The organism is Bradyrhizobium sp. TM233, from assembly GCF_036247965.1.
GTDB classification, from domain to species: domain Bacteria; phylum Pseudomonadota; class Alphaproteobacteria; order Rhizobiales; family Xanthobacteraceae; genus Bradyrhizobium; species Bradyrhizobium ottawaense.
Map to the genome: position 1 here is coordinate 76,583 of NZ_BTIG01000007.1, position 25,274 is coordinate 101,856.

Here is a 25,274-nt window from a genome sequence, read left to right on the forward strand (position 1 = left end):
GGATCCCATGATTGCGATGCTGCCGGACACCGGATCTGTCAGCATCAGAACGATTTCGGATATTCATCGTGCGGGAAACTGGCGTGTCCTTACATGATCGAGCCGTCTTGAACTCGGAATCGACGAGCGCGCATCATCGCGCCGTTTCGACTTTCGAGACAGATGTCGCCGCCGCGGTCACGCGCACCACCGGCGTGACCGGCGCCGTGGGGTTTCGTGCGCTCAAGTCCTCCTCCGACTTCGCACCCGTCGGCAACGACGCCTGGGATGCGCTGATCTCGGCGTCGACGCGCCGGCTCTACGGCAACAACGAGGTCATCTATCTTCAGGAAGAGCCGGCGCAGCACCTCTATTTCGTGATATCGGGACACGTTCGCCTCTCATACGTGCTCGATGACGGCTCCGCGATCCTTTACGCGATCCTGCCGGTCGGCGCGAGTTTCGGCGAGCTGGGCGTGTTCGACGGCGGCGTGCATTGCGACATGGCGACCGGAATCGGGGCGACCATCGTAGGCAGCCTCTCCACCGTGAAATTCAACGAGCTTTGCAGACGCTTTCCTCCGCTCCAGGATTGCATCGCGCATCTGATCGCGCGTCGTTATCGGTCCTACGTCGATCTCACCCGGCTCATGAGCTTGAAGACGCTGCACGGGCGCGTTGCCCAGGCGCTGCTCAGGCTGGCCGATGGCCTCGGCTCCAAGGAGGATCACGACGGCCACGCGGTGCCGCGCATCGGACCGATGGTCACCCAGGCCGACATCGGCCTGATGGCGCGAGGTGCACGCGGGAGCGTCAACCGGACCTTGAAGGCGTGGGAACGCGCGGGATGGGTCGTCTCGAAGGATCGCGCGATTTTGATCGTCGATCGCAGGGCGCTGGAGACCGTCGCCATGGAGCAGGACTGTGATGGCTGACATCGGACCAAACGGGATCTCCGGCCTCGCAATGACCGAGCTCGAAGAGCGGCTGTATGGTAGCGACCGCATCGCCGTCATCGATGCGACGCTCGCGCGGCTCGACCAAATCGCCGCCCGGATCGCGGCATTTCAACGTTCAGGCCCTTCTCCCGTCGATTACGCGCGCGCCACGACAATCGGCAACGCCGTTGCCGCAGCGCGCGACGTCGTCACGGGAGCTCACCCCGCTCGATGAGCCTCGCTCGCGAGCAATGCTGCAGGCAACCTCGCCGGGAGCACCCCGGCGAGCAACACAGGAGAACTGACTATGGCCGGCTCAACCAACGCGGGATCATCGGACTTTGCGCCGACGCTCGACACAGGCTCGGATCACAACTCGACCATCACCCAGGGCGGCTTCAAGTACAGCTATCTCAACCGGGATGGCTTCGATCTGGTCTGGAACCAACAGCATCTGCAGACCCAGATGAGCAAGATCGAAGACGACATCCGCAACATCCAGCAGAACGCCAACCTGTCCGACACCGAGAAGGCGTTCTCGATGCAGATGGCCATGAACACGTGGTCGACCATCGCGAACCTGCGCACCAACACGCTCAAGGCGGTCTCCGACGTGCTGCGGAGCTGCGCCCGCAACATCGAGTAATCGGCGGGATCGCCGATCCGGGCGTTCAAGCGGGTGTATTCGTGGCTGGCCCGAATGCACTCGCGACGCCGATTGCGGATCGCCGCCCTCCGCGACAAGGATCGATCATGTCCTCGCAACGCCTCTTCGCATTGGCCATTCTCGTCGCTGGATCTGTCCTCGCGGCGGCGCCGGCCAATGCGCAGCTCGTGCTCATCTGTTACACGCTGCACAACGATCTCGCGAATTTCGACCGCCGTGCGCATCAGGTTGCGCATTTCTACGTAGGCGGCCCGCGCTCCCATCTCGGCGGCGCCGACGCCGTTCGCCTGCGGATCATCGACCAGATGCGCCAGCTCGGATGCCCGTTGCCGCTGGAGCCGGTGACCTATCGGGATTTCCGCGTCCGTCCGCCGGTTCCGCTCATTCCGACGCAACCTCGTCCGGCACCGTTGATCGTGAAGTAGACCGTTGAATTTTGGGGCTGGCGCCACCGGTCTCAGGCGAAGTGCAAAATCAGGAGCACACGCTGGGCGGCACGCAGCATCTCGGCAAAGTCCGGGCGGCCGCGTGCGATCCGGGCGCCGACCGCCAGCAGCGACTGCGCGGCCTTGCGGTTGCCTCGCTCCAGCTCGCAAAAGCCCGCGATGCAATAGGCGCGCGGATGCTTGTGCGGCAGTTTCAAGCATTCATTGGCCAGCAGCAGCGCTTCGTCGAACTGGCCGAGGCGAGCGGCACACAGCGCCAGCGCCGAAAGCGTCTCCGCCTGTTCGACCTGAAGATGAAGAAGCGTCGCGAGCAGCACCGCGGCACAGCCGATCTTGTCGGCGGCAAAGGCTTCGGCCGCGCAATCGTGCAGCAGCAACGACGGCTCGCGGCATCCGATGTCTGCCTGACGCGCGACGATCGTCTCGTGCAAGGCCGCGATGGCGTCATCGCTCCAATCACCCCGGATCAGGGCCAGCACCGCCGAGGCGACCGGATCGCCGCTCCACCGACGTGCCTCAAACGCACCTCGCGCCCCGCGCAGGACGATATCCGGCCGTGTCGGGTCGATCGCTCCGGCGGTCGCGGGCGCTGCGAAGCCCGCGCCGGCTGCGCGCGGCGCGAGAAGATCCAGCACGATCTCGATATCCCGGTTTTCCAACGACAGCTCCACGATCCTTCGGCGGGCGCCTGAATCGCGTACAGACAAGCCATCATCATTCAACCCGGGTTGTCATCTATATGACACGCCGGCGCAGAGCGGCATGTTACCCGCTCATTCCGGGCTGACGACGTTGATCGTCATCCTTCAATGCGGCCTCGTGCGATGGGGACGCAGGCACTGCCGGCGGCGGTGCGCGCAAATCGACGGATGTCATTTTGGATACCGAAGGGTTCGTCAGTGGCCAACCGCCCTCCCGCGAGACGCGTGAATGGGAGCGCGTGCTCGGTGAGCTGCGCGCGCAGCTCGAGCGCATCTGCGCCGCGCCACTGATCGCATCCGACGGCGAGGCCAGGCGGATCATCATGGCGATGCCCCATTGCGGCGACATGACCGAGGTCGACGCGCTGATGGACCAGCTTCTGATCCGGGTCGGCGAATTGCTGTCGACGGCGACCGGCGACCCATCACAACTCACCCGCCTCGTCCACAAGGCGCGCGAGCACGGCCGCGCGGCCCTGCGCAGGAATAGTCGGCCGCACGGCCTAGGCGAGCAAGACCACGCGGGCTTCACCCCGCGCGCCCGCATCCATCTTTGATTCCGAGGGACATGGCATGAGCGATTTCTGGAGCGGCGCGTTCGGCAATTCGCCGGTCATCCAACCAACCCGCGGCGACCAGCTGCCGCCGCCGCAGAACACGCCCTATGACAATCTGCCGGGCGGCGCCGCCGGGCTCGATCCCTCGATCAACAATGCCGGCGCCCAGGCCGTGTTTCCGGTTCTCAGCGCCGATCCGAATTCGCCGGACAGCCTGATCGCAAAGGCCGGCAAGCCAGCCCATTTCGACGATCCGCCCTCCGCGCTCACTGCCAATATCTTCGCGAGCTGGCATAGCGCGTATCAGGCGGAGTACATCAACCTCCACAAGGGCGAGGCCTCCTCCGGCATCCTGACCATCGGATCCGGGAACGATGCGATCCACGTCATGCTCTCGGGCGACCAGACCAAGGTCTACATCCTGGAATCCCTGCAGAAGGCGGATTTCGCTACCATGGCAATTTCCGACCAGACGCTCATCTCGTCGGTCGCGAACGATGATCTGGCCAAGACCGGGGCCGCAGCCAAGACGCTGGCGCGGCTCGGGATGACCGAGGATGTTGGTCAGGCAACCGATGCAATCAACAAGTTGCTCGACGCGATCGACAAGGACGCGTCCGTGTCCAACGAAGACAAGCAGGTGTTCAAGGACGAGATCACTAACGTCCAGAAGCGCATTGACGCTACCAAGGTCTATTCCCTCACCGACATCAATAGCGCAATCAGCGCCATCAATGACCGCTTCCATCGCGTCGCCGTGTTCGCGAAGGCCAAGGCTGCCGGCCCGCTCCTACCCGATCCCAACGATCCCAATCAGTTCAGGAACGTCACCGGGCTCAATCTCGATGCAGACAACAACAACGTCGATATCCAGAACGGCCTCACGGCCTTCATGAACGCCGAAAAGCAGATCCTGGCGGCCGACAATGCGGCCATGCAGATCGCCAATACCGGCACGCTGGTCGGGCTCACGAAACATCTGGACGCGCCGAACCTGCTGGCGGCGTTCCAGCTCAGCGCCAACCTCAAGGACCAGGCCATCAACGCCGGCGACACCGAGGAAATCAACCAGATCAACCAGCTCCTGAAGACCTACAACGTGATCCAGGAGCTCATCAACCAGACCATCGCGACCTTCGACGCATCGAAGAACGACGAGAAGCGCGGACTGCTCGGCTACGACGAACACGGCGACGTCGGCAACAATTCGGGCACAGCGCCCGGTACGAAAGATCCCCATGATCCCAGAAAGACCCTCGACACGCAGACAGCGATCGACACGCTGCAGCATCCGGTCGTGGTCGACCCCAAAGAGGATAACAAGTTTACTCCGCCGGCCCTGAGCGACGCGCAGATCAAAGCCATCAGCATGTTCGAAAAGGACCTCAACGGCATCGCCAGCCCGATCGAGGATCTGCTCGGCGTCAAGCGGCCCACCGGCTTCGATTTCTACGACAATGAGGGCAAGACGCTGAACTATTTCCAGAAGTCGACCTGGGACCAATGGTCGGCGACGCTGAGCAACACGGTGCAGCAGATCAGCCAGGAGAACCAGCTCAAGTTCAACGACATCAACACGCTGGAGAAAGAGCGCACCACGCATTTCCAGTCGGCCACCAACGCCCTGTCGAAGGCGGGCGATATTCTGGCGAGCATCGGCAGGAACATCAGTTAGCGCATCGCGGAGGAGCGCCGGGCGCGAGAGCTCCCGTCGGCGCCCCCTCCTTCATGTTGCAGCCAGGCGGAGCCAACCATGCGGATCAGGAGCCTCGAAGTCGGCCTGGAGACCATCTCCCGCTACCAGGTGGCAGACGACGTCCACCTGCCCAAGGAGAAGGGGCTGCGGCCGGTCTTTCTGCCGGTCAGCCAGCCGCTCGACGACGTCTTGAAGCGACCATCGCTCGACGAGCGCCTGCCGGCTCTGCTCCAGCCGAGATTCCTCGATCCCGACCTGCTCGAACCCGCGACGCTGGTCGATATCCGCCTCCAGGCGCAGGAATTGATCGCGGCTAGCGCGAAGCGGGAGACCGGCTCTCGCAAAGAGCTGCTCGAGCGGGCGGCCACTTGCCTCGAGGACGAGAACAGCCTCGACGAAGAGGTGCGCCGTGCCCTCGCCGCACTGTTGCGCGGATAGCCATGAGCCCGACGAACCTTCCAAGCGTCAAGGACACTTCGCGCACGACGCGGGCGACCACCGTCCAGCCGCCGCGCGCCGCAGGGCCGCTGTCGGTCAAGCAACGCGACTTCCTGCTCCTGAACATCTACGTCCTGGCGCAGAACGGCTTCACCGAACGCGCCTCCACCCTCGCGCAGGCGCTGCACGTGCTGGGCGACAATTCCGCCGAGGTCACGCTGGCACGTGCCGTGCTTGGCTTCTTCGCGCAGGAGTGGGGCGCAGCGCTCGCCTGTCTCGACGAGCTCGACCGCATCGATCCGATCGAACGCTTCGGCGCCTATACGATGACCGATGCGCAGCGGCTGCGCCGCTATCTCAAGGCGCGGTGCTTCTACCAGCTCAACGACCTGCCCCGCGCGCGCGACGTTGTGGAAAGCTATCTGCGCCATGGCAGCGAAACGGCCGACCAGGCGGGATAGCGGACGAGCCTGCTGCGCCAACGTGTCATCCCTGAGACAGCAGCCTGCGACGCCTCGTGCAACAAGATGTCCGGGCGAGATTTGTCGTCTGCGGCAACACCGCTCGGAATGGGAAATCGACGTCACCCTCGGGAAGGCGCAAGTGCGCGCCTATCCCTCTCTCTCCTGCAAGTCTTCGTACAGCACCCGCGACATGCACGCGGTACCCTAACGCGAAAAAGGCAAAATCGGATGTCCCCACGCACCGAAGCGGCTCCCCGGCCAGCCCTTCCCCCGACAATCCCTGCCAGCGACGACCGGCCCGAAGCCAATGCTCAACAATCCCGTCCTTCTGCGGGGCTTCTCGGGTCGTCGCAGGCACCTGCGGCACCCCTGACCCTACTCCCGACGGCGCAAACGACGGCGGCCTCGGTGGTCAGCCCGCAATCCCTTCAGACCGCGTCGGACATCGTTGCGACCGCGCTCAACGACGCGCACGGAGACGCCCTCAAGACCCTGCAGCGTCTGAGCGTCAGCTATCGGCAACAGCCTGACGACGTGCGCAAACTCATCTTGCAAGATACCATGACGTCCTACCTCGTCAACGAAGCGACCAAGCGGATCAACGCACCGCTCGCTGACGAATCCCTCATTCCGCTCCAGCGGAGAGATCGGGCCATCCATAATCTCGCGCAGGCCGCAGGCACCGTCGATCGCGAGCTCGCTGCATTGCTCGCAGAATGTGCGGCGTTCGACTATCATCCGCTTTCCAGCGCCCCCGCGGCTTCTCAGATGCCTGCCATATGGGGAGGCGAGAGTGTTGCCGATGTCGTTGCGCTCTGCGATCAGATCTCCGGCACGGACAGAGGCGACCGCGTGGTTGCCGACTTCGCGTCCCTCACCGCATGGGATGCGGCGCCAGTGCTCAGCGCCATGCAGGGCGGAGGCGGCCTGGCCTACGCGATCGCCTACGCGCGTCATGCCCGGGCGCAAGGCGGTAGCGCATCCGAGGTGTTTCAGACTCTCGCTGCCAGGACACCCGGATCGCAGGCCGACATCCAGCACAAGACGAAGGCCGACATCGAGGCGCTCGCCAAGCATGACGGCGAACTGGCGTGGCTGTCGAGCACGCTGAGCCCGGCTCTCTCCCCGGAGCGATCACGCGCGGCGATGGACACCTATTTCGCGCATATGGGCCCGGAATGGCGAGCGGAACACGACCGCTTGAATCAGGCGATCGTCGACGACGGCAGCAGACTGGTCCGGCACATGATCGCACTGGGGAAGCTGACCGGCAAGCTGGACGCTGGTCCCGAACTGCTGGGCCAGTGGACGGCCATCGCGAACGATAAGGCAGCGCGCCTGGCGATCGAGACGGCGATTCAGGCTGACCCAAATCTGCAGAGAGACGAAGCGCTGAACGACATCGTCGCCATGCTCTCGTCTCTCAAGACCCCCGACGGCTCCGCCTTCTCTCTGGCAACCCAGGGCAAGCTCGCCTTTCTCGGCTTGCGGCTCACCAACGTAGCCGCGACGTCATTCGTGCGCCGGCTGGTGTCCAGCAAGCTCGCTGGCCTCGACGTGGCCGACCCGAAGCGGATCGAAAAGGCGATTGAGGCGATCAAGGGGCTGGCGGACACCCGCCTTGCGAGACTGCTGGGAATTTCGAAGCCGGAGCTCGACAAGGCGATCGCCGCTGTGGCGAAGGTTTCGCAAGTGGCGAGCGATGATGCGGCGGCGCTTGTCGGCTTCGAGGCGGAGCTGAAAGCGGCCGGGCGCACCGCCGGCGCGTTCGCGCGGGAGACCCCGGCCGGCCAGTTGATGCGCGGCCTTGCCGTCGCGGTAGTCGGCCTCAATCTCGGCCTCAGCATACGCGCATTCGCCGCGAACCCCGACCTGCCTGGCGCGCTCAAGGTCGGGACGCTGGGTGCCCTCGGGACGCAAAGGCTCAGCGAATTTCTGGTCAGTATCGGTACGGCCGATGCCACCAAGGGATTCGGACGGCTGGCCGGCGCGAAGGTGGGCAACGTTGCCGCTGGCGAAGTCCTGATTGCTGCCTACGCGGTGCTCGAAGCCGTGAACAGCGTGCGCTCGGGTTTTGGACTCGGCGTCCCCCAGGACACTGCGGCGGCGCTGGCTTCGGCCGGCTCGGCCGTCGGATTCGGCCTCGCGGTGGCACCCGCGTTCGGTGCTGGATCCTGGGCCGGACCGGCCGGGATCGCCATCGCGGCCGTATCGGTGGTCGGCAAGGCGATTTACGACGGAAGCAAGGACGCCCATCGCTACGAGGAGTCCACGCGGATCATGCTGCGCGCGGCAGGCTTCGGCCCGCTGGCTTCGAGCGAATTGAGCAAACGCAGCGGCTATCTCACGGCGCTTCCCGGTGGCTCTCAAATCACGTTCCTGGCGCAATATGCGGCGTACAAGCGAATGACGCCCGACCAGCTTCTCGCCTGGATCAACGGCCTCAGCGACTCGCAGCTCCGGGGGCTTTCCGGACTGTTGCTGTCCGAGCTGAAGCAGGGTGAGGACGGCAGCGACAAGTCCACCGAGATCAGGCCGCAATGGAGCGGTGCAGCTCTCGCGCACGGCGTGAGTCACGGACCGGATCACGAACACATTTTCGGGGCCTTCGACCTCGGGCTCGATCGCGAGCGAATTCACCACCCGCCGGCCAGGGAGCTTCATCCCTTTCGCTAGCCGCGATCGCCGGCCGCGGGGACGAAAGGTCCGGCCTCTGTCATCCCGGGCACAACGCCAACGATGCAACCGTGTCAGCAATGCGCGGAGGCACTCGCGCCAGGCGAAGCCAACCGACGCAACGGGATGGGAGAACACAGAATGAGCGGTGAAGTCAGCAGCCCTGCATCCCAACAACCAGTGCACCTGCCATCCCCCATCGAGGTGGCGGAAGCGCCTGCGGCCGGCAAGCCGGTCTCCGGCGGGATCGCCACGCAGAAGACAGCGCCTCCGCCCCCCGCGCCGGAGCCACGCGCCGAGCTGGAGATAACGGCGGAGCACAGCGCCAGAGCTGCCAGCGATGCGGTCGCGCGCTACAGCCAGGACAAGAGAGAATGGGAGACGATCGAGCATTCGAACCTGCGGCCGGCGGCGAAGCAGGAGAAACTGGATCGCCTCAGGCCCAATCTCGAGCATCATTGGACCGAGGCGCACAGGCTCACCCGATCGAATTTGGAGCTGCAGGATCTGGTCCTTCGACGGACCTGGGACACGTGGCAGAAGGCGAAGGGGGAGCTGGAACAGGCGAAAAAGGGAAATGATCAAGGGGCGATCACCGAGGCAGCACACAAAGCGGCGAATGCCTACGCGACCTATACAGACGCCCGACTGCGTCAGGACGAGGCGTTCAAGCTGAGAAACGACAAATATTGGTAGCGTCCGCGCGGAGCCGAACTGATGAGCGACGGAGTGGATCGTCCACAGAATCAGCCGGTGCATGTACGGGCACAGATCCAGGTTGCGGAAGCACCCGCGCCGGGCAAGCCGATCTCCGGCGGGATCGCCGCGCAAACGTCGCCGCCTCCCCCTGCCGCGCCGGAGCCCTTCAACATCAATCGCGAGATCGTCGAAGCCCTCAACAGGTCCACGACAGAGGCGCTCACCCTCTACGAGACCGACATCGGGACGAAGCGGGCGATCGAGCAATCGAACCTGACGCCCGACGCAAAGCTGCAGAAGCTGGCCCAGCTCCGACCCACGCTCGAACGTCACGCCACCACAGCGCGGAATCTCGCCGACGCCAATGTCGAATGGCAGCAACGATTCCTGCGGCAGGCACGGGACGCGAGGCGCGAGGCCGATGAGGCCGGCAACCGCGCTGTACAGAAGCTCGCGCTCGCCAGGCACACCGTCCCCATGGGAACGACTGAAGCGGATGCGTATTTCCGCTCCGTCTACGCGGAACTGGACAGGACGGGGATGCGAAGACAGCTGACCCAGGGCGCCTATCAAGAGGCGCAACGCCATGCCGACGAGGCTCAGACACTCCAGTTGAGAGTCTATCACCTCCTGGGCGTCAAACCGCCGCCGCTTCCTCACGATTAGACGAGACTTGCTTCGGTGCGCTGCGTCCAGCTCGTCCGAAATGCGCACGCTGCAAAACACAATGGCCCTGTAACCCCTGCGACACGGCCGCTGCCGACCCGGCGCTATCATGCCGACACTGGGTTCGAGGACCTCACCGCGATGTCGATACTCGATGGACTGCCGAAGAGCGAAGCCGAATGGCGCCGCATGATCGACATCGCCACCCCGACCGCGCAGCGGCTGATCGACAGCCTCGAGCTGTCGCCGAAGGCGCAGAGCATCATCAAGCTGATGTCGGAAGGCATGGCGCTGGCCGACATCTGCGGCCTGACCAGCGAGGAGCGCGACGCCATGTTCATCCGCGGCTGCTGGATGATCCAGGCCGGCGACATCAGGAAGGGACGCGACTGGATGATGGTGCTGCACCAGCTCGAGCCGCTCGATGCCCGCGTGATCTACGCGATCGCCCTCACCTATCAGGGCGAGGGCAACATCGCGCTCGCCGCCAAGCTCTATGTGCATTTCATCGCCCTCGATGCCGCCAATCCGGAAGGACATCTGCGGCTCGGCGAATGTCTGCTGTCGGCACGCGAATATGACGGCGCCATTGCGCATTTCGCGGTGGCCGAACGGCTGAGCCGCAGCACCAGTGCCGCCGCGGCGGCGTACGCCGTGCGGATGCATGCCCACGCCATCGAGCGGCGCTCCGCACATCGGCACGCCCTCAAGGCCGCGAGATAGCGATCAGCCATCACCAGCAAGAGCAGCTCACCATGGATGCCGTAACCAAACCAGTTTCGCCGATCTCGACCGGACAGGTCGCGCCGCAGATCGTCCCGGTCGATCCGAAAGTCGGCGCCGGGGTGGCCGGTGCGGCCGCGATCGGCAGCGGCAACCTGCCGCCGCCCAGCGGCGTTGCCGACGACCTCGGCGCAGCCTTTGCCAGTCTCGCCGGCTTCATGCCGAACCACGAGAGCCCGGAGCTGACCTGTGCGGTCGCGGCCGCCAAGATCGCGGATATCCTGGGCAAGGCCAACCGCGACGAGATCAAGGTCGACGACCAGCGCCGCCAGGAGGTGGTTGCGCGGCGACTGGAGGCCGCGCAAAAGGCGATCGACGAGCTCGCCAAGCAGTCGGACAGCTCGTGGCTGGATGTCGTCAAGACGGTGTGCGAAGTGATCGTTTCCGTCGTCAGCATCATTGCGGGGGTGGTCGCGAGTGCGAGTGGCGTCGGTGGCCCGCTCGGCGCCTTGCTGATCGCTGCGGGCGTCTGTGGTCTCATATCGGCCACCGACAGCACGCTGAACATGACCACCGGGCACGGACTGGCCGGCAACCTCTATCTCGCGTTCCGTCCCGGCGACAAGGATGGCGCCAACGACGCCGACACGATATTTGGCATCGCGCTCGCCGCGGCGCAGATTGCACTCGGCGTGGCGACCATCTTCTGCGGTAACCCGTCCGAGCTTCAAGCTGGCATCCTCCGGCTGTCCGCCCAGCTGACGGCATCGGCGGCCGAGGCGACGGCCGCCTATATCGATTACCAGAACGCCGGCCACCAGGCGGCAAGCAAGCGGGCACATGCCGATCAGCAGATTGCCCAGGCCACCCTCGAGCAGATCGACGAATACGTGCAGCAGGCCATCAAGCGCCTGACGACGACGAGCGAGAGCTGGGGCCGCGTCCTCGTGGAGACCGCCGACACCCTGCGCAACAAGGCAAACGCAACCTCGCGCGTCCGCTTCGCCTGACGATCCATTCACGCAAGGAGACACCACACCATGATCGAGAGCATTCGAAATTCCGGCGCCCAGCTCGACCAGCCGCTGCAGGACAGCACCCAGCCCGTCGCGAAGGGCGGCAAGGCCACCGCGTCGGGAATCTCCAGCTTGCAAAGCACCGTTCCGCCTTCCACAGCCTCCGCTCCCCGAAACGTCGCGTCGACATTCGCGCCGACCTCGGCGGTCCCGGCAGCCGAGTATGACGGCGCAGTCGACGCCGCCGCGAGCCGCTTCTCCGCCGCAGCGAGTGCGCTGAATCCGGCGGTCGTCCCGGACCGCGACGCCGGATTGGCGCTGTCGCCGCTGGATGCCGCACGCGCGCTGTTCAAGGCCGTCCTGCAATCGAACGATCACCAGCAGGACGACGCTCTCCAGAAGCGCAAGGAGGCCATGGAGGCTGCGCGCTCGCAGCAGCTGGCCCAAGCCGCGACCAACAAGACGGCGGCCAAAGAGATCGAGAGCAATTCGACGTGGCAACTTGCGACGTCGCTAGTTGGCAGCGCCACCACCATGGTAAGCGCCTATTGGAGCTCGGAAAGCGGCCAACGAGCATTTGGCAAAGGCCTATCGGACGCACTTGCAGCCGGTTCAGCCAAAATTGGATCCGAAACCCAGGCCAATGCCAAGTATCGCGAAGCGGAAGGCCAAATCGCCGCGGCCGACGCCGAGCTGGCCAACACCCACAAGGCCGACGCCAACGATCTGACCGAACGGCTGCGCCAGCAGTTCCAGCAGCTGTTCCAGGCCATGTCGGAGATGCGGGCCGAGAAGGCCAACCAGCTTCGCGCGCTGGTTTGATCCGGCGGCACCGGACCGGCATGACGCCTACAGGCAAGATGGCGACATCCTTCATGACTGCACCACCGTACCGTACCGCCACGCGGCGGCTGCGGAACGGCCATCGAGACGGCCCGCGATGAACGACGAATTCCGTCGCCTGATCGAGACGCTCTGGCATTCGCTCGGCCTGTCGCCGCCCCGTTTGCGATCCGGCGACGAGGCCTCGCTCAGCGTCGACGGCATCTCCATTACGCTGGCACTGAGCCATGACGAACGCCACGTCGTGATCTCGGGTCCCGTCGGCGCGCTCTCCGACGATCCACTCGCGATGGACGAGGAGATCGCCCGCCTGCTCAAATCCAACCTGCGATTTTTGCCCTACCGGCGCGCGTGTTGTCGCATCGACAACCGATCCTCGCCGCCGGCCGTCAGGATCGAGGCAATTGCGCCTTGCCTGCCGGACGCGATGACCCGTCTGGTCGAGACCATCGGCGACGTCGCGCATATGGCGGTGGACTATGCCGCAGAGCTCGGCCATCCCAAGGCGCCGCGTTTGGCGGCCCCAGCGCCGAGCCAGGGCCATGACGAGACTATCCTGATCTTCCGGCCTTGACGCGTAGCGGCGGGAAGGCTGCCGGCGTTTGCCGGAAACGAACGAATTGCCGAACGAATCATTGCGCGGAGAAGGCATATGAGGACCATCACGGCCGATGCGGCCAGCAGCCTCGGAAAGTTCCTCGCCCGGGACTTTCGCTCGATCTTCGGGCCGGCCGGCAGCGCGCTGGCGGATCAGCTCGGCTCGCTCGCACGCATGACGATCGAATGCATCGCCCGAAGCGATGCGCTCTATCACAATTACGAGCACACCTGGCTGGTGACGATGGTCGGACGCGACATCCTGCATGGCCTGATGATGTCGCGGCGGATCGAACCTTCCGACTATATGCATTTGATCCTGGCGTGTCTGTTCCACGACATCGGCTATGTCCGTGGGATCCTCAGCGGCGATACGGTCGAGGAGTTCGTCGCGCATGAGGATGGCCGCAGGATCAAGCTTGCGCGCGGGGCCTCCGACGCCGCGCTGATGGCCTGTCACGTCAACCGCTCCAAGATGTTCGTCCGCGAACGACTGGCCGACACTCCCGAGATCGATGCCAACCGCATCACCGAAGCGATCGAATTCACCCGGTTTCCGCCTTCCCCGGCCGAGAGGTGCGGCACCTCCGATTTCGTGCCGCGGCTCGTCCAGGCGGCAGACTTCATCGGCCAGCTCGGCGATCCCATGTATCCGCGCAAGGTGAATGCGCTGTTCTACGAATTCGAGGAGAATGGTCGCAACCGGCAACTTGGCTATTCGTCTCCGGCCGATCTCGTCGACAAATATCCGGAGTTCTTCTGGAACACGGTCTCGATGCACATCGGCGACGGCATGAAATATTTGAACCTGACCGTCTCGGGCCGGCAGTGGATCGCCAATCTGCACCATCATGTGCTGTGCGCAGAGAATGCACTGCGCATGATGGGCCCGCAGCTCGGACAGAGGCAAGCCGTACGGCATGGGGCGCCGACGCTTTAGCGCAAGCGGCCGGGGCAAGCATCGTTGCACTCTCTCTCGTGTCCCGGACAAGCTGCAACGCGTGAGCGTTGCGGCGCAGAGAGGCGGCACGGCACGATGCGGATGGATGGGCCCCGGCTCTGCAGCGCACCGTCGAAGTGACGCTGCGCTGCGTCCGGGGCACGAGGGCGGTGAGTGGCGCGCGCTCTCCAACGTCATTACAATGCGCCAGTGCGCATCCCAGCGGCAGTGCCGTAGGGTGGGCAAAGGCGCATAACGCCGTGCCCACGATCTCTGTCCATAAGCAACAAGGCGTGGGCACGCTTCCGCTTTGCCCACCCTACGAGATCGAGTTTGTGGCACGCAGCTCAGCTCGCAGACATGCCTTCGCGTCCTCGCGGCGGATTTCGCCCGAGCTTTGCTTGATCTCGCTACCCTCCAATCCAAGAGGGCGCAGGGAAGGCCGGGTGCCAGCTCGCACCCGCGGTCCGCTGCGCGAAAAGCGCACGCAGGAAGAACCGCACAGCAGCATACAGGTGGTGCCGATCACTCGGCCTTCCCTGCGCAGTGGCTGGACGGCTTATGCCGTGATCTCCCGGGAGCCGACCATTCCTTCTGGCCTCCCTCGCCCCGCGAATTGGATGATGCAGTCTGCCCGGTTGGGCTCGCTCGCACCTTCGCAAGACTTGACCGTAGCAACGACGGCCAGGACCACACGGTTTTGCCGTACGCACGGCCCGCCATTTCGCCGCAGTTTTTCCGGGCCCCGTCGACGAAGCCGGAAACTTACAGACGAGACGAAGCCTAGCAGCGCCGCTCGTCGCACGAAGCCTCGGGCTCACAGGGACTACCCGCCCTGCCCGCGCCTCTCGTGCCGACGCTGCCGCGTCCACCGCAAGCCCGGCTCGCGATGCGTGACGACACATGATCGCCCCTCTTGGTGAGCCGGGATGGACGACACATACGCCGAAACCGAATTTCGGTAAAGTGGAATATTTTTGGCGGGACGGGTTGACAGCGGGCGACACAGGCGCGGTGCCGTAGCCCGGATGGAGCGGAGCGCAATCCGGGACAGTGCAAGATGCCGGGCGAGCGGCCCCGGATTACGCTCCCGCTCCATCCGGGCTACGGGAGCGCTAGGACCCGAAATCCCGCTCACGACGGTGCCCGCACCGTCAGCTCGTAGGTCACACCGTCAGGCAGAAAGCCGCCGAGCCAGTTGTAGCCCCGCTTCTCCAGCTGCGGAAAGAGGAACACGGGCTCGCGGCTGAGGAACGCGGTCAGCGTTTCTCCGGGACCCAGCGTCTCGGCCGCGGCGAGGATCCTCGTCATCGGCTCCGGCGGATCGAGCTCCCTGGTGTCGAGCCGTAGCTTCGACTCCGGCCATTTGGCGCTGGCCTGCGCTTTCGGCACGAGAGCTTCGGCAGGCGCCCCGGTCGGGGTGAACAGCACCTGCCACTCGCCGCCGCCGAGCTCCGTCGCGGAATGGGCAAAGCCCTTGCCGGCCATCACATCGAACAAGGGCACGGGCTTGAACGGCGCGTACAGCCGGATGCCCTGTCCCGGTTCTAGACTCTCCACTGCGGCCATGATGGCCGAGAAGGGCTCACCACCCGCGCGCAGGATCGGACGGACATCGACATCAAGGTACTCGGTCATCTCTTTCCCCTCCCCTTCAACGCCGCGCCATCAATCAACTGAAACGGCCCAGCCTCCCGGCGCCGCCGCAAGCGTCGACTGGTTCGGTGGCCCGGCCACCTGCACCGCTCCCGAGTCTTGCAGGACAGCGACCACCGCCCGTGCCACGAGATCCTCGATGCCGGGCCCGCTGCCCATGATGCCCGCGAACACGATGTCGCGGCGACCAAGCCGTGCAACCAGCTTCGGCGCATCCTTTGCACCGTGCAGGCCTTCGCCGGAGAACAGGCCCAGGACAATCGCGGGCCCACGAATGGATGCCGCAGCCTCTTCGAGCGAGGGCTGCTCCTCCAGGAAAGCCACCACGATCTTCCGGCAGGCCGCGCGTGTCTCGATCTCGCGCGCCACCTGCTCGGTTGCCTGGCGCGAGGCCGGATTGCGCTTCGAGCCGTGCGCGAGAAGGACGAATGTGCAGTCCTCCGGCGCGAAGCCGTGGTCGCGCGCGCAGCGCACGGCCTGGTCACACAACAGATCGGGCAGGCCCGGATCGAGCCCGAGCGGCGGCAGCACGTCGATGCTGCGGCCATCGCCCCTGGCTTCGTCGAGAAGCTGAACCAGACGATCCCTCGTGAAATAGCCGCTGGAGGCAAACAGCGGATAGACCAGAATTCGGCTGGCGGTCAGCGTCTCCAGGGCTTCCTTGATGCCGGGCGTGCCCGAGATGAAGCCGATGGCGACCTCGGCCACCAGACTGCGAGAAGCCAGTGCGCGTGCAAGCTGGAACGCTCTCGTGTTGCCGGCATCCGGCCGCCGCTCGCCATGGGCCGCCAACAGCAATGCGATCGACGGGGCCGAGCCCGGCTTCTCAATGACTGGTGCCATCGGAAAAGGTGATCTTGTTCCAGACGTTGTATTTGCCCGAAGGGCGCGACATCGGAATACGCTTCACTTCGGCAAAGGTTGCCGCATCATAGACCACCAGCGCGCCCTGGTCTTCCCAGATCGACACCAGGGCGTAGCGGCCGTATCTGTCGAACTCGACATGCGCGGCGGTCTTGCCCGGTTCCGGGGTAATGCTGCGGACCACTTCCAGCGTGCGCTTGTCGATGATCGAAAGCGTGTCCTTGCCGCTGCCCATCATGCTGTCGGTCCAGGCATAGGGCGTGTTCTCATGACTGCGCATGAAGAATCCGGGTCCGGGCGTCTCGATCACCTTGATCTGCGACCAGTCCTGCATATCCAGCACGCTGATCTTGCCCGCCTTCAGAAGCGGCGTCGCCATCACCAGCCGGCCGTTCCACGTCCAGGAGATGCCGGAGCCCAAATGGGGCAGCCCGGGCAGATCGAGCTGCTTGATATCGCGCCCGACCGTCAAATTGACCACGATCGCCCTGCCCTCGCGCGCCGAGCCGATCAGGTTGCGATAGGGCGGATCGAAAAAGAAGTCGTCGAGCGGCTCCGGCGTCTCGATCCGGCGCAGCGCGAACAGGCCCTGCGAGGATGGCAGCGCCTCGATCATGCCCTTCTCGTGGCTGTGCACGAAGCCGGCATAGACTGGCCCTGCGTTCGGATCGGTCGCGATCTCCCAGATCTCCGGAACGTCCTTCAGTGCCGCGATGAAGCTGTTCCGAGTTGGGGCCTGGTACACCGCGGAGACCCGCGAGGACGTGCCCAGGCGGTCCTTCACGTCGAAAATCTTCTCGACCGACAGGTCGTCCGCCGAGAGCATCACCAGCGTGCGCGGCAGATAATTGGCCACCGCGATATGCTTGCCGTCCCGCGAGATCGCAATGTTGCGCGAATTGATCCCGGCACGCACCTCCGTCAGCATGGTCAGCGTCCAGAGATCGTATTTGCTGACCCAGCCGTCGCGCGACATGAAGAACACGTAGCGGCCGTCGGGTGTGAATTTCGGGCCGCCATGCAGCGCGAAACGAGTCTGGAAGCGCGCCAGCGGCTCGATGCGATCGCCGTCCAGGATCGTCGCATGGTGGTCGCCGGCCTCGACCACGACGAACAGGTTCATCGGGTCGGCGGGAAAGCGCGGACGCTCCAGGTCCGGTGCCGTGGCATGCACGACGCGGCTGGCGTCGATCTCGGCCGCGCCCCAGGCAGGCACCGAAGGCAGCGGCGAGGACACATAGGCCGCTAGCGCGGCGATCTCGTCCTTGGCGAGCTTATTGGAAAAGCCCGGCATCTGGGTGGCGGCGCGTCCGTCGGCGATCACCGCGGCTGCCCGCGCGCCCATCATGCGGCCGAGATTTTCCGGCAGCAGCGCCGGCCCGAGCCGGCCGAGCCGGTCCGCGCCGTGGCATTCGGCGCAATTGTCCGCGAACAGCTTCGCCGCATCCGGCTCGGCACGCGCCGTGCCTGCGAGCGCGAGCAGCGCCAGAGCGACGAGAATGCGATCAAATGGAGAGCGGCGCTTCATGACGTGTTCCGCGATAGATGCTGGTCTTGACCCGATCGCTCGGTGCCGCAAGGCCGATCTCGGCATCGCTGAGATAGCAGCCGGGATCCTCCGCCCAGGGATCGCCGGTGATCCGCTGCGCGCGCACGCGGGTGTTGCCGTTGCAGATGTCGAAATGGGCGCAGGCGCCGCACCGCCCGGAGACGTGGCGCGGCTTCTGCTTCAGGCCCGCCATGATCGGATCCGAGGTATCAGGCCAGATCTCTGAGAACGGACGTGTCTTCACGTTGCCGAGCGTGTGGTGCCACCACATCGTATCCGGGTGCACGTTGCCGAGATTGTCGATGTTGGCAACGTTGACGCCGGAGGAATTGCCGCCCCAGCGCACCAGCTTGGCCCGCAGGCTTGCGGCGAGATCGGGGACGGTTCGCTCGGCCCAATGCAGCAGATAGACCGCGTCGGCGTCGTTGTTGCCGGTCACGATCTCCATCTCACTGCCCGACTGCGCCCAGCGCCAGGCCCGCGCGATCACCATGTCCATGCGATCGCGCGTGGTCTGCCACATGGCGTCGTCGCCGCGGTTCTTATTGCCGCGGCCGGCATAGACGAGGTGCGAGAGGTAGAACTTTGGAAAGTTCTCCTGCTCGACCAGATCGAGCAGGCGCGGCAGCTCCGCCGCGTTGTCCTCGGTCATGGTGAAGCGCACGCCGACCTTGATGCCGCGGTCGCGCAGCAGCCGCAGGCCGTTCAGCGCTTCCTCATAGGCGCCCTGCTTGCGGCGGAAACGATCATGGGTCTCGCCGATGCCGTCGAGCGAGATGCCGACATAGTCATAGCCGATCTCGCGGATGCGGTCGGCCATCGCGCCGTCGACCAGGGTGCCGTTGGACGACAGCCCGACATAGAACCGCATCGCCTTGGCGCGCGCCGAGATCTCGAAGATGTCGCGCCGCATCAGCGGCTCGCCGCCCGACAGGATCAGCACCGGCACGCGAAACGCCTTGAGGTCGTCCATCACGCCGAACACTTGCGCGGTGGAGAGCTCGCCGGGAAAGTCGACGTCGCCGGAGATCGAATAGCAGTGCTTGCAGGTGAGGTTGCAGCGGCGGATCAGGTTCCAGATCACCACCGGTCCCGGCGGCTGCCGAACTGGCCCGGTCGGGGCCGGCTCGTTCAGCTCGCGTAAGTATTGGCTCAGGCGAAACATGACCGGCTCCCGTCAGGCGGCAATGCGAAGGCCGGTCTTCTTCAAGATCCGGGTCGAGAACAGAACCTCATGGGCCCGCGCGGCCGGACCGACCAGCACGGCAATCTCGGCAACCTTCGCCCTCACCTCGTCGCGCGTCCGGCCATGGACCATGGCAAAGAGATTGTAGGGCCAGAGCGGCAGATGACGCGGCCGCTCATAGCAATGCGTGACGAAATCGAGCGCGCCGACCCTGGCGCCGATATCGGCAACGGCCTCGTCCGCGATGTCCCACACCGACATGCCGTTGGCGGTGTAGCCGAGCGCGTAGTGATTGGGGATCGCGCCGATGCGGCGGATCGCGCCATCACCGAGCAAATGCGTGAGGCGATCGACCACCTCGGTCTCGGCGAGGCCGAGCTTGTCGGCCAGCGCGCGATAGGGCTCGGCGACGAGGGGAAGCCCTGCTTGCGTAGCGGCGATCAGCTTGCGATCGATGGCATCGAGCATGTCTAGACCTCCACGCGGAAACCGACGAAGAACTCGCGCGTCTTTGGCATCGCGCGCACGCGAAGGCCCGTCTCACGCTCGATCTCCGCAATCACCTGGCCGATGCGATCGGGAGCATCGGTCGATACGACGAACCACATGTTCAGCGCGTGATCGCGCTCGTAATTATGCGCGATCTCGGGATGTGCGTTGACGAGCTCGGCGACCTCGTCGAACCGCTCGGGCGGGACGGCGATGGCGGCGAGGCAGACGGCGCCGCCGAGCGCTTCCGCGTTCCAGAGCGGGCCGAACCGGCTGAGCTGCCCGCCCGTGAGCAGATTGCCGATCTCCTCGATCATTTCGCCCTCGCTCAGGCCCAGCTGCGCGCCGGCGTCGCGGAAAGGCCGGGGCGTCAGGGGAAAGCCGCCTTGCAGGCCGTTGATGATCGCCTTTTCGGTCGGGTCCAGCGAGCGCATCAATTGGTCTCCTTACGCCTCGAGAACACCGCGCCGCGCTGCTTGAAGCAGCGTTTCGAGAACAGCACGTCCTGCTGCATCAGGCCGGTTTCGGCGAGCAGGTTCAGCTCGTCGATCGCGGCATAGGCCTCCTCGCGCGATCGCGCGTGCACCATGCAGAACAGATTGTACGGCCAGACCGGCGGCCGGGGCGGACGCTGGTAGCACAGCGTCACGCTGGGATGGCGGGCGAAGATCGCGGCGACATCGCCGATCACCTGGTCCGGGATGTTCCAGACCGCCATCGCGTTCGACCGGAAACCGAGCTTGTCGTGGCGCACGACGCAGCCGAACCGCGTCACCACGCCGGCAGCGACCAGATGCTCCAGCCGCGCGATCACTTCATCCTGGCCGAGTGCGAGCTGATCGGCGACCGCGAGGTAGGGATGCTCGACCAGCGGCAGCCCGTTCTCGATCGCCGCGAGGATGCGCTGGTCGCGCGGATCGGGACGATAATCCCCGGTGGCCGGAACCATACGCTTCTGCGCGCGCGGCTCGCGCAGCGAAAAGCCAAGGCCGAGATGATAGGCCTGCACCATCGGCAGGTCGACGACGGGCAGCCCCGTCTGTGCCTCGATCCTGCCGATGGTGTCGGTGATCGCGTCGGCATCTGTGCCGGCGATCACGAACCACAGGTTCAGATCATGCTCGCGCTCGTAATTATGCGTGACCAGCGGCTCGCGGCTGACGATCTCAGCGACCCGGTCGAGCCGATCGGGCGGGACCTGCATCGCGGCCAGCGTGCTCGCGCCCACCGTGTTGGGGCGGACCACGGCACCGACTCGCGAGATCAGGTCGTGCTCCCGCATGCGGCGGAAGACGCCGATCGCCGCCTGCTCGTCCAGCGCGGCGGAGCGGCCGACGATCTCGAACGGCTTCTCCACCAGCGGAAAATCGTGCTGCCAGCGGTCGATCAGAGCGAGCTCGACGGAGCTAGGGGTCATTGTCCGATCCTCGTCGCGCGTGCAGTGAAGAAGATTCCGGACGGCTTTTGCGCCGGGATCTCCGCCTTCTTGGTAAAAGTGGCGGCGTCATAAACGTCGATGCGATCGGCATCGCGCACCGAGACCCAGACCTCGTTGCCGCGCGGGGTGAACTCCATGTGGAGCACCGCGGGCCCGGGCATCAGGCGATGGATCACCTTCAGCGTTTCGGTGTCGACGATCTCGACCGTGTCGTTGAACGGGTGCGCGAAATTCACCCAGACATGGCGCCCGTCGGGCCGCGCCACGGCGAAGACCGGCTGGCCGTGCGTGGCGGTGCGCCCGACCTCGGCAAAACTGCGAAGATCGACCGCGATCAATTCGTGATGGCCGACAGCGGGAAGCAGCAGCTTGTCGCCCGTCGCGCCCCACCCTTCCAGATGCGGCATCTTGTAGACCGGCAGCGCCTCCTGGCCGCGGCCATAGCCGCTGAGGATGCGCTCGGCCTTCAGCGGCTCGCGCCAGGTATCGACATGGACGACGCCGTCCTCGCCGAACAGACCCGCAAGATAATGGCGGCCGTCGGGCGTCACGTTGCCGTCATAGGGCAGCTTGCCGACATCGGTCAGCCGGGTGATGGCGGGGGTCTCGACATGGGTGAGATCGGCGATCCAGATCTCGCCGGCATCGTAGAGCGCCCAGGCAAAACGCCGTCCGGGCAGATCGACCAGCCCGACCGTTTTCGAGGGCCTGCCGTTCGCACCGATCGCCGGGATGTTGGCGACGGGGTCGAGCGTTCTTGCGTCGAAGATCTTCACCCCGCCCGGCTCGTAGTTCGACACCGCGATCAGCGCGCCATCGTCGGAGATGGCGCCGCCGATCGAATTACCGGCCTGCACGATGCGCTTGGCGATCGTGCTCGTGAGCATATCGACCTTGGTGAGGCCGCCGTCGCGCCCGAACACGTAGACATAGCGCTGGTCCGGCGAGAACACGGCGGAGGCGTGCGAGAGATCGCCGAGCCCCTCGACCCGGCCGATCGATTTGCGTTCGGTGGTGTCGACGATCAGCACCGATCCCGTCGCGCGCTCCACCACGAGGCCGAGGTTGCCGGTGCCGCGCAGCGTGTCGGCACGCGCGAGAACCGGCATCAGCAGCAACAGGGCCAGACACCATCGCGCCACGACTCTCATGGAAGATCTCCCTGCTGCAGACGCTCCACGATCCAGCGCACGTCGGCTTCGCTCAGCAGCGGGCGCCAGGGCGGCATCGGCGTGCCCGGCACGCCGTCCAGCACGATGCTGACGAGCTGCTCGCGGCTCCAGGCGCTCAAATGGTCCGGCGTCAGCGGCTTGCCGAGCCCGCCTTTCAGCGTTAGCCCGTGGCAGGAGCCGCAGTCCTGCCGCACCAGATTGGCAAGCCTCGCAGTATTCGTTGCGGCATTGGCATTCGCTTCGCCCGCGGCGGCCGGCCCGATCGCAACGGCCGCTGCCAGGGCGATGCTAGGCCACAACTGAAATTGCCTCGCAATGTGCCGCATCGCTCCGCGCGCTCCGTTCCATCGCGATCGCCGCGACCTTTCCGATGATGAAAAGGACGGGACCGCTGAAGGAGGCGTCTTTCAGAGCGACCGGAAGCGCCTCCAGAGGCGCACATATTCGGCTCTCCTGCGCCGTCGTACCTTGACACACAGCAAAGACCGGCGTGGTTCCCGACAACCCCTGCGCGATCAGATTGCGGACGATCTCGGCGATATTGGCAAGGCCCATATAGACCACGAGCGTGGTGTCGGGATCGGCGAGGCTCTTCCAGTCGAGGTCGAGCGGCTCGTCGGCCTTGCGATGGCCCGCCACGTAGCGCACGCCGGAGGCGATTCCGCGATGCGTCAATGGCATCCGCGCGGCGGCGGCGCAGCCCTGTGCCGCGGTAATGCCCGGCACCACCTCGTAGGGAATGCCGGCCAGCTCGAGCTCGGCCGCCTCCTCCGAGCCGCGCCCGAAAATGAAGGGGTCGCCGCCCTTGAGCCTTACGACCGTGCGGCCGGCGCGCGCCAGCCGGACCAGCATCTGGTTGATCTCCTCCTGCGGCACCGGGTGATGGGCCGCCTGCTTGCCGACATTGATCTGCAGCACCCCGTCCGCAATGGTCGCCAGGATGCTTGGCGGCACCAGGCGGTCGTAGACGACGACATCGGCCTCACCGATGGCGCGGACCGCCTTCAGCGTGAGCAGCTCGGGATCGCCGGGACCGGCGCCGACGAGGTAGACCTTTCCAACAGCCATGATGCGCTCCGCCGAAACTACCGCGAAAAGGCTGGCTGGTGCGGCGATCGCTCGCCGCACCAACCCCGGATTTGTCAGTAGACGTCGTTACGCGTGTTGAAGACGTTGAACTTGCCGGTCGGGGTGACCAGTCGCCGGTCACGAATGACCGTCTTCAAGGTCAAGGTCTTGTCGTCGACGACCACGATCGCCGAGTCCTGCGCCTTGTTGTTCCAGACCGAGAACCAGATCTCGGTGCCGTCCTTGTTGTACTCGCCCTGCACCACGCGGCGGGCGCCTTCCGAGATGCCGGACCACTGACCGATCGGCAGCACCTTGTAGGTCGGCTTCTCCTTGGCGAGGTCCTTGATCTTGAACACCGCGATCGACGACGAGATCTCGGCATCCGTGTTCAAGGGCGTGTCGACGTAGAGGTTCTCCGACTTCGGATGCGTCTTGATGAAGAGCGATCCGCCGCCCTGACCGTCCACCGTCTGCACCACCTTCCAGGCGAACTGCTTGTGCTTCTCGGGGTCGGTGCCGATGAAGGAGATCTGCTCGCTGCCGAGATGGCTCGTCGCCCACACCGGCCCGTACTTCGGATGCTCGAGGTTGGCACCGCGTCCGGGATGCGGGGTCTGGCCGCCGGTTTCGACGACGCCGACCAGCTTGTCTTCCTTGGTGTCGACGATCGCGACCTTGTGGCGAGCGTTCGCGGCGACCAGGAAGTAGCGGCCGGTCTTGTCGAAGCCGCCGTCATGCAGGAAGCGCTCGGCCTCGATCGACGTCACCTTCAGGTTCTTGAGATCCTGATAGTTGACGAGCAGGACCTGGCCGGTCTCCTTGACGTTGACGACGAACTCCGGCTTGAAGTGCGAGGCCACGATGGAGGCAACGCGCGGCTCGGGGTGATACTCCTGCGTGTCTTCGGTCATGCCGCGGGTCGAGACCACCTTGAACGGCTCGAGCGTCGCGCCGTCCATCAGCACGTATTGCGGCGGCCAGTAGGCTCCGGCGATCGCATACTTATCCTCATAGCCCTTGAACTTCGAGGTCTCGACCGAGCGCGCCTCGGTGCCGATCTTCAGCTCGGCGACCGTCTGCGGCGGATCCATCCAGAGATCGATCAGGTTGAGCTTCGAGTCGCGTCCGATGATGTAGAGGTAGCGTCCCGATGCCGACATGCGCGAGATGTGCACGGCATAGCCGGACTTCAGGATGTGCTCGATCTTCTTGGTGGTGCCGTCGATCAGCGCGACCTCGCCGGCATCGCGCAGCGTCACCGAGAACAGATTGTCGATGTCGAGCTTGTTCATCTTCTTGGTCGGCCGCTGCGCGACCGGAACCAGGACCTTCCAGCTGTCCTTGATCTCCTTCATGCCGAACTCCGGCGGCTGCGCCGGCGTGTTCAGGAGGTAGCGGGCCATCAGGTCGATGTCGGCGGCCTCGAGTTGGCCCGAGGTGCCCCAGTTCGGCATGCCGCCGGGCGAACCATAGGTGATGAAGTCACGCAGATAGTCGAAGCCGAGCTTCTTGGTGAGATCGGGCGTCAGCGGCTTGCCGGTCGCGCCCTTGCGCAGCACGCCATGGCATCCGGCGCAACGTTCGAAATAGATCTGGTTGGCCTTGTCGAACTCGGCCTTCGTCAGGTTGGGATCGCCCGGCTTGGTGCCGGGCTGCTCGGTCGCGCCCTTGCCGAGAACGTCCAGGCTCGGCTGGTATTGGCCGCCCGGCGTCGTCTTGTGCTGCTCGACATCGGCAGGCTTCGGCGTCGGAGCCTGCTGCGCGTAGCCGGCGCTTGTCGCACTCAAAAGGATTAGGCTCGCA

Annotated in this window: 28 protein-coding genes; 16 read left to right on the forward strand and 12 right to left on the reverse strand. The window is 65.1% G+C overall.

All coding sequences use genetic code 11. The features are described from left to right. The first annotated feature begins 107 nt into the window (after positions 1 to 107). The 4 genes from AABA86_RS15115 to AABA86_RS15130 all read left to right on the forward strand — a co-directional run bounded on the left by AABA86_RS15115 (position 108) and on the right by AABA86_RS15130 (position 2,009). On the forward strand, positions 108 to 914 hold the full coding sequence (locus tag AABA86_RS15115) for a Crp/Fnr family transcriptional regulator (RefSeq protein WP_338307363.1): 807 nt from the start codon (positions 108 to 110) through the stop codon (positions 912 to 914). A gap of 31 nt (positions 915 to 945) precedes the next feature. After that, complete coding sequence (locus tag AABA86_RS15120; protein ID WP_212252553.1) at positions 946 to 1,152, forward strand: EscE/YscE/SsaE family type III secretion system needle protein co-chaperone; 207 nt, start codon at positions 946 to 948, stop codon at positions 1,150 to 1,152. Between the two features lie 72 nt (positions 1,153 to 1,224). Further along, on the forward strand, positions 1,225 to 1,563 hold the full coding sequence (locus AABA86_RS15125; protein WP_212252555.1) for an EscF/YscF/HrpA family type III secretion system needle major subunit: 339 nt from the start codon (positions 1,225 to 1,227) through the stop codon (positions 1,561 to 1,563). Positions 1,564 to 1,670: 107 nt separating this feature from the next. Further along, entirely contained in the window at positions 1,671 to 2,009 is a 339-nt protein-coding gene (locus tag AABA86_RS15130; protein WP_212252557.1) for a hypothetical protein, read from the forward strand. Between the two features lie 32 nt (positions 2,010 to 2,041). Here the strand turns inward: AABA86_RS15130 and AABA86_RS15135 are convergent, their stop codons facing one another. Continuing rightward, positions 2,042 to 2,701, reverse strand: coding sequence for a hypothetical protein (locus AABA86_RS15135; protein ID WP_338307364.1), 660 nt, complete (start codon positions 2,699 to 2,701; stop codon positions 2,042 to 2,044). A 206-nt stretch (positions 2,702 to 2,907) separates the two neighbouring features. On the opposite strand from AABA86_RS15135, the gene AABA86_RS15140 reads away from it, so the two are divergent. The 12 genes from AABA86_RS15140 to AABA86_RS15195 all read left to right on the forward strand — a co-directional run bounded on the left by AABA86_RS15140 (position 2,908) and on the right by AABA86_RS15195 (position 14,046). Continuing rightward, a complete protein-coding gene (locus AABA86_RS15140) occupies positions 2,908 to 3,288 on the forward strand; it encodes a hypothetical protein (protein ID WP_338307365.1) in 381 nt (126 codons plus the stop codon). A 16-nt stretch (positions 3,289 to 3,304) separates the two neighbouring features. Beyond that, entirely contained in the window at positions 3,305 to 4,963 is a 1,659-nt protein-coding gene (locus AABA86_RS15145) for a hypothetical protein (protein ID WP_338307366.1), read from the forward strand. Positions 4,964 to 5,041: 78 nt separating this feature from the next. Beyond that, positions 5,042 to 5,422, forward strand: a complete 381-nt coding sequence (locus AABA86_RS15150; protein WP_338307367.1) for a hypothetical protein — start codon at positions 5,042 to 5,044, stop codon at positions 5,420 to 5,422. A 2-nt stretch (positions 5,423 to 5,424) separates the two neighbouring features. Further along, positions 5,425 to 5,883, forward strand: coding sequence for a hypothetical protein (locus AABA86_RS15155; protein WP_212252567.1), 459 nt, complete (start codon positions 5,425 to 5,427; stop codon positions 5,881 to 5,883). Positions 5,884 to 6,294: 411 nt separating this feature from the next. Continuing rightward, the gene (locus AABA86_RS15160; RefSeq protein WP_338307368.1) at positions 6,295 to 8,562 is read left to right on the forward strand and encodes a hypothetical protein; all 2,268 of its coding nucleotides are present in this window, start codon (positions 6,295 to 6,297) and stop codon (positions 8,560 to 8,562) included. 141 nt (positions 8,563 to 8,703) lie between these two features. Continuing rightward, the gene (locus AABA86_RS15165) at positions 8,704 to 9,258 is read left to right on the forward strand and encodes a hypothetical protein (RefSeq protein WP_338307369.1); all 555 of its coding nucleotides are present in this window, start codon (positions 8,704 to 8,706) and stop codon (positions 9,256 to 9,258) included. A 21-nt stretch (positions 9,259 to 9,279) separates the two neighbouring features. Continuing rightward, positions 9,280 to 9,927, forward strand: coding sequence for a hypothetical protein (locus AABA86_RS15170; RefSeq protein WP_338307370.1), 648 nt, complete (start codon positions 9,280 to 9,282; stop codon positions 9,925 to 9,927). Between the two features lie 141 nt (positions 9,928 to 10,068). After that, on the forward strand, positions 10,069 to 10,650 hold the full coding sequence (locus AABA86_RS15175; protein ID WP_212252574.1) for a hypothetical protein: 582 nt from the start codon (positions 10,069 to 10,071) through the stop codon (positions 10,648 to 10,650). A 32-nt stretch (positions 10,651 to 10,682) separates the two neighbouring features. Next, positions 10,683 to 11,660: a hypothetical protein gene (locus tag AABA86_RS15180; RefSeq protein ID WP_338307371.1), complete on the forward strand. Its 978-nt coding sequence runs from the start codon at positions 10,683 to 10,685 to the stop codon at positions 11,658 to 11,660. Between the two features lie 30 nt (positions 11,661 to 11,690). Beyond that, a complete protein-coding gene (locus tag AABA86_RS15185; protein ID WP_212252578.1) occupies positions 11,691 to 12,488 on the forward strand; it encodes a hypothetical protein in 798 nt (265 codons plus the stop codon). A gap of 118 nt (positions 12,489 to 12,606) precedes the next feature. Further along, entirely contained in the window at positions 12,607 to 13,083 is a 477-nt protein-coding gene (locus AABA86_RS15190; protein ID WP_212252580.1) for a type III secretion system chaperone, read from the forward strand. 78 nt (positions 13,084 to 13,161) lie between these two features. Continuing rightward, entirely contained in the window at positions 13,162 to 14,046 is an 885-nt protein-coding gene (locus AABA86_RS15195; RefSeq protein ID WP_338307372.1) for an HD domain-containing protein, read from the forward strand. Between the two features lie 1,134 nt (positions 14,047 to 15,180). Here AABA86_RS15195 and AABA86_RS15200 read toward each other — a convergent pair. The 11 genes from AABA86_RS15200 to AABA86_RS15250 all read right to left on the reverse strand — a co-directional run bounded on the left by AABA86_RS15200 (position 15,181) and on the right by AABA86_RS15250 (position 25,258). Then, a complete protein-coding gene (locus AABA86_RS15200; RefSeq protein WP_212248679.1) occupies positions 15,181 to 15,684 on the reverse strand; it encodes a DUF2249 domain-containing protein in 504 nt (167 codons plus the stop codon). Positions 15,685 to 15,714: 30 nt separating this feature from the next. Then, positions 15,715 to 16,545: a CbiX/SirB N-terminal domain-containing protein gene (locus AABA86_RS15205; RefSeq protein WP_338307373.1), complete on the reverse strand. Its 831-nt coding sequence runs from the start codon at positions 16,543 to 16,545 to the stop codon at positions 15,715 to 15,717. Next, positions 16,529 to 18,094, reverse strand: coding sequence for a cytochrome D1 domain-containing protein (locus tag AABA86_RS15210; RefSeq protein ID WP_338307374.1), 1,566 nt, complete (start codon positions 18,092 to 18,094; stop codon positions 16,529 to 16,531). The genes AABA86_RS15205 and AABA86_RS15210 overlap by 17 nt, the downstream gene beginning before the upstream one ends. Beyond that, positions 18,072 to 19,280: a heme d1 biosynthesis radical SAM protein NirJ gene (gene nirJ, locus AABA86_RS15215; RefSeq protein ID WP_338307375.1), complete on the reverse strand. Its 1,209-nt coding sequence runs from the start codon at positions 19,278 to 19,280 to the stop codon at positions 18,072 to 18,074. The genes AABA86_RS15210 and nirJ overlap by 23 nt, the downstream gene beginning before the upstream one ends. Positions 19,281 to 19,292: 12 nt before the next feature. Next, entirely contained in the window at positions 19,293 to 19,769 is a 477-nt protein-coding gene (gene ahbB, locus AABA86_RS15220) for a siroheme decarboxylase subunit beta (RefSeq protein ID WP_212248675.1), read from the reverse strand. 2 nt (positions 19,770 to 19,771) lie between these two features. Then, complete coding sequence (locus AABA86_RS15225) at positions 19,772 to 20,224, reverse strand: Lrp/AsnC family transcriptional regulator (protein WP_338307376.1); 453 nt, start codon at positions 20,222 to 20,224, stop codon at positions 19,772 to 19,774. Next, positions 20,224 to 21,207, reverse strand: a complete 984-nt coding sequence (gene ahbB, locus AABA86_RS15230) for a siroheme decarboxylase subunit beta (protein ID WP_338307377.1) — start codon at positions 21,205 to 21,207, stop codon at positions 20,224 to 20,226. Before ahbB (AABA86_RS15230) ends, AABA86_RS15225 begins: the two co-directional genes overlap by 1 nt. Then, positions 21,204 to 22,379 (reverse strand): cytochrome D1 domain-containing protein, encoded by a 1,176-nt coding sequence (locus tag AABA86_RS15235; RefSeq protein WP_338307378.1) that lies wholly within the window; start codon positions 22,377 to 22,379, stop codon positions 21,204 to 21,206. The genes ahbB (AABA86_RS15230) and AABA86_RS15235 overlap by 4 nt, the downstream gene beginning before the upstream one ends. Further along, positions 22,376 to 22,699, reverse strand: coding sequence for a c-type cytochrome (locus AABA86_RS15240; protein WP_246550300.1), 324 nt, complete (start codon positions 22,697 to 22,699; stop codon positions 22,376 to 22,378). The genes AABA86_RS15235 and AABA86_RS15240 overlap by 4 nt, the downstream gene beginning before the upstream one ends. Beyond that, positions 22,689 to 23,468: a uroporphyrinogen-III C-methyltransferase gene (gene cobA / locus AABA86_RS15245; protein WP_338307379.1), complete on the reverse strand. Its 780-nt coding sequence runs from the start codon at positions 23,466 to 23,468 to the stop codon at positions 22,689 to 22,691. The genes AABA86_RS15240 and cobA overlap by 11 nt, the downstream gene beginning before the upstream one ends. Positions 23,469 to 23,542: 74 nt before the next feature. Next, entirely contained in the window at positions 23,543 to 25,258 is a 1,716-nt protein-coding gene (locus AABA86_RS15250) for a nitrite reductase (RefSeq protein WP_338307380.1), read from the reverse strand. Between the last annotated feature and the right edge of the window lie 16 nt (positions 25,259 to 25,274).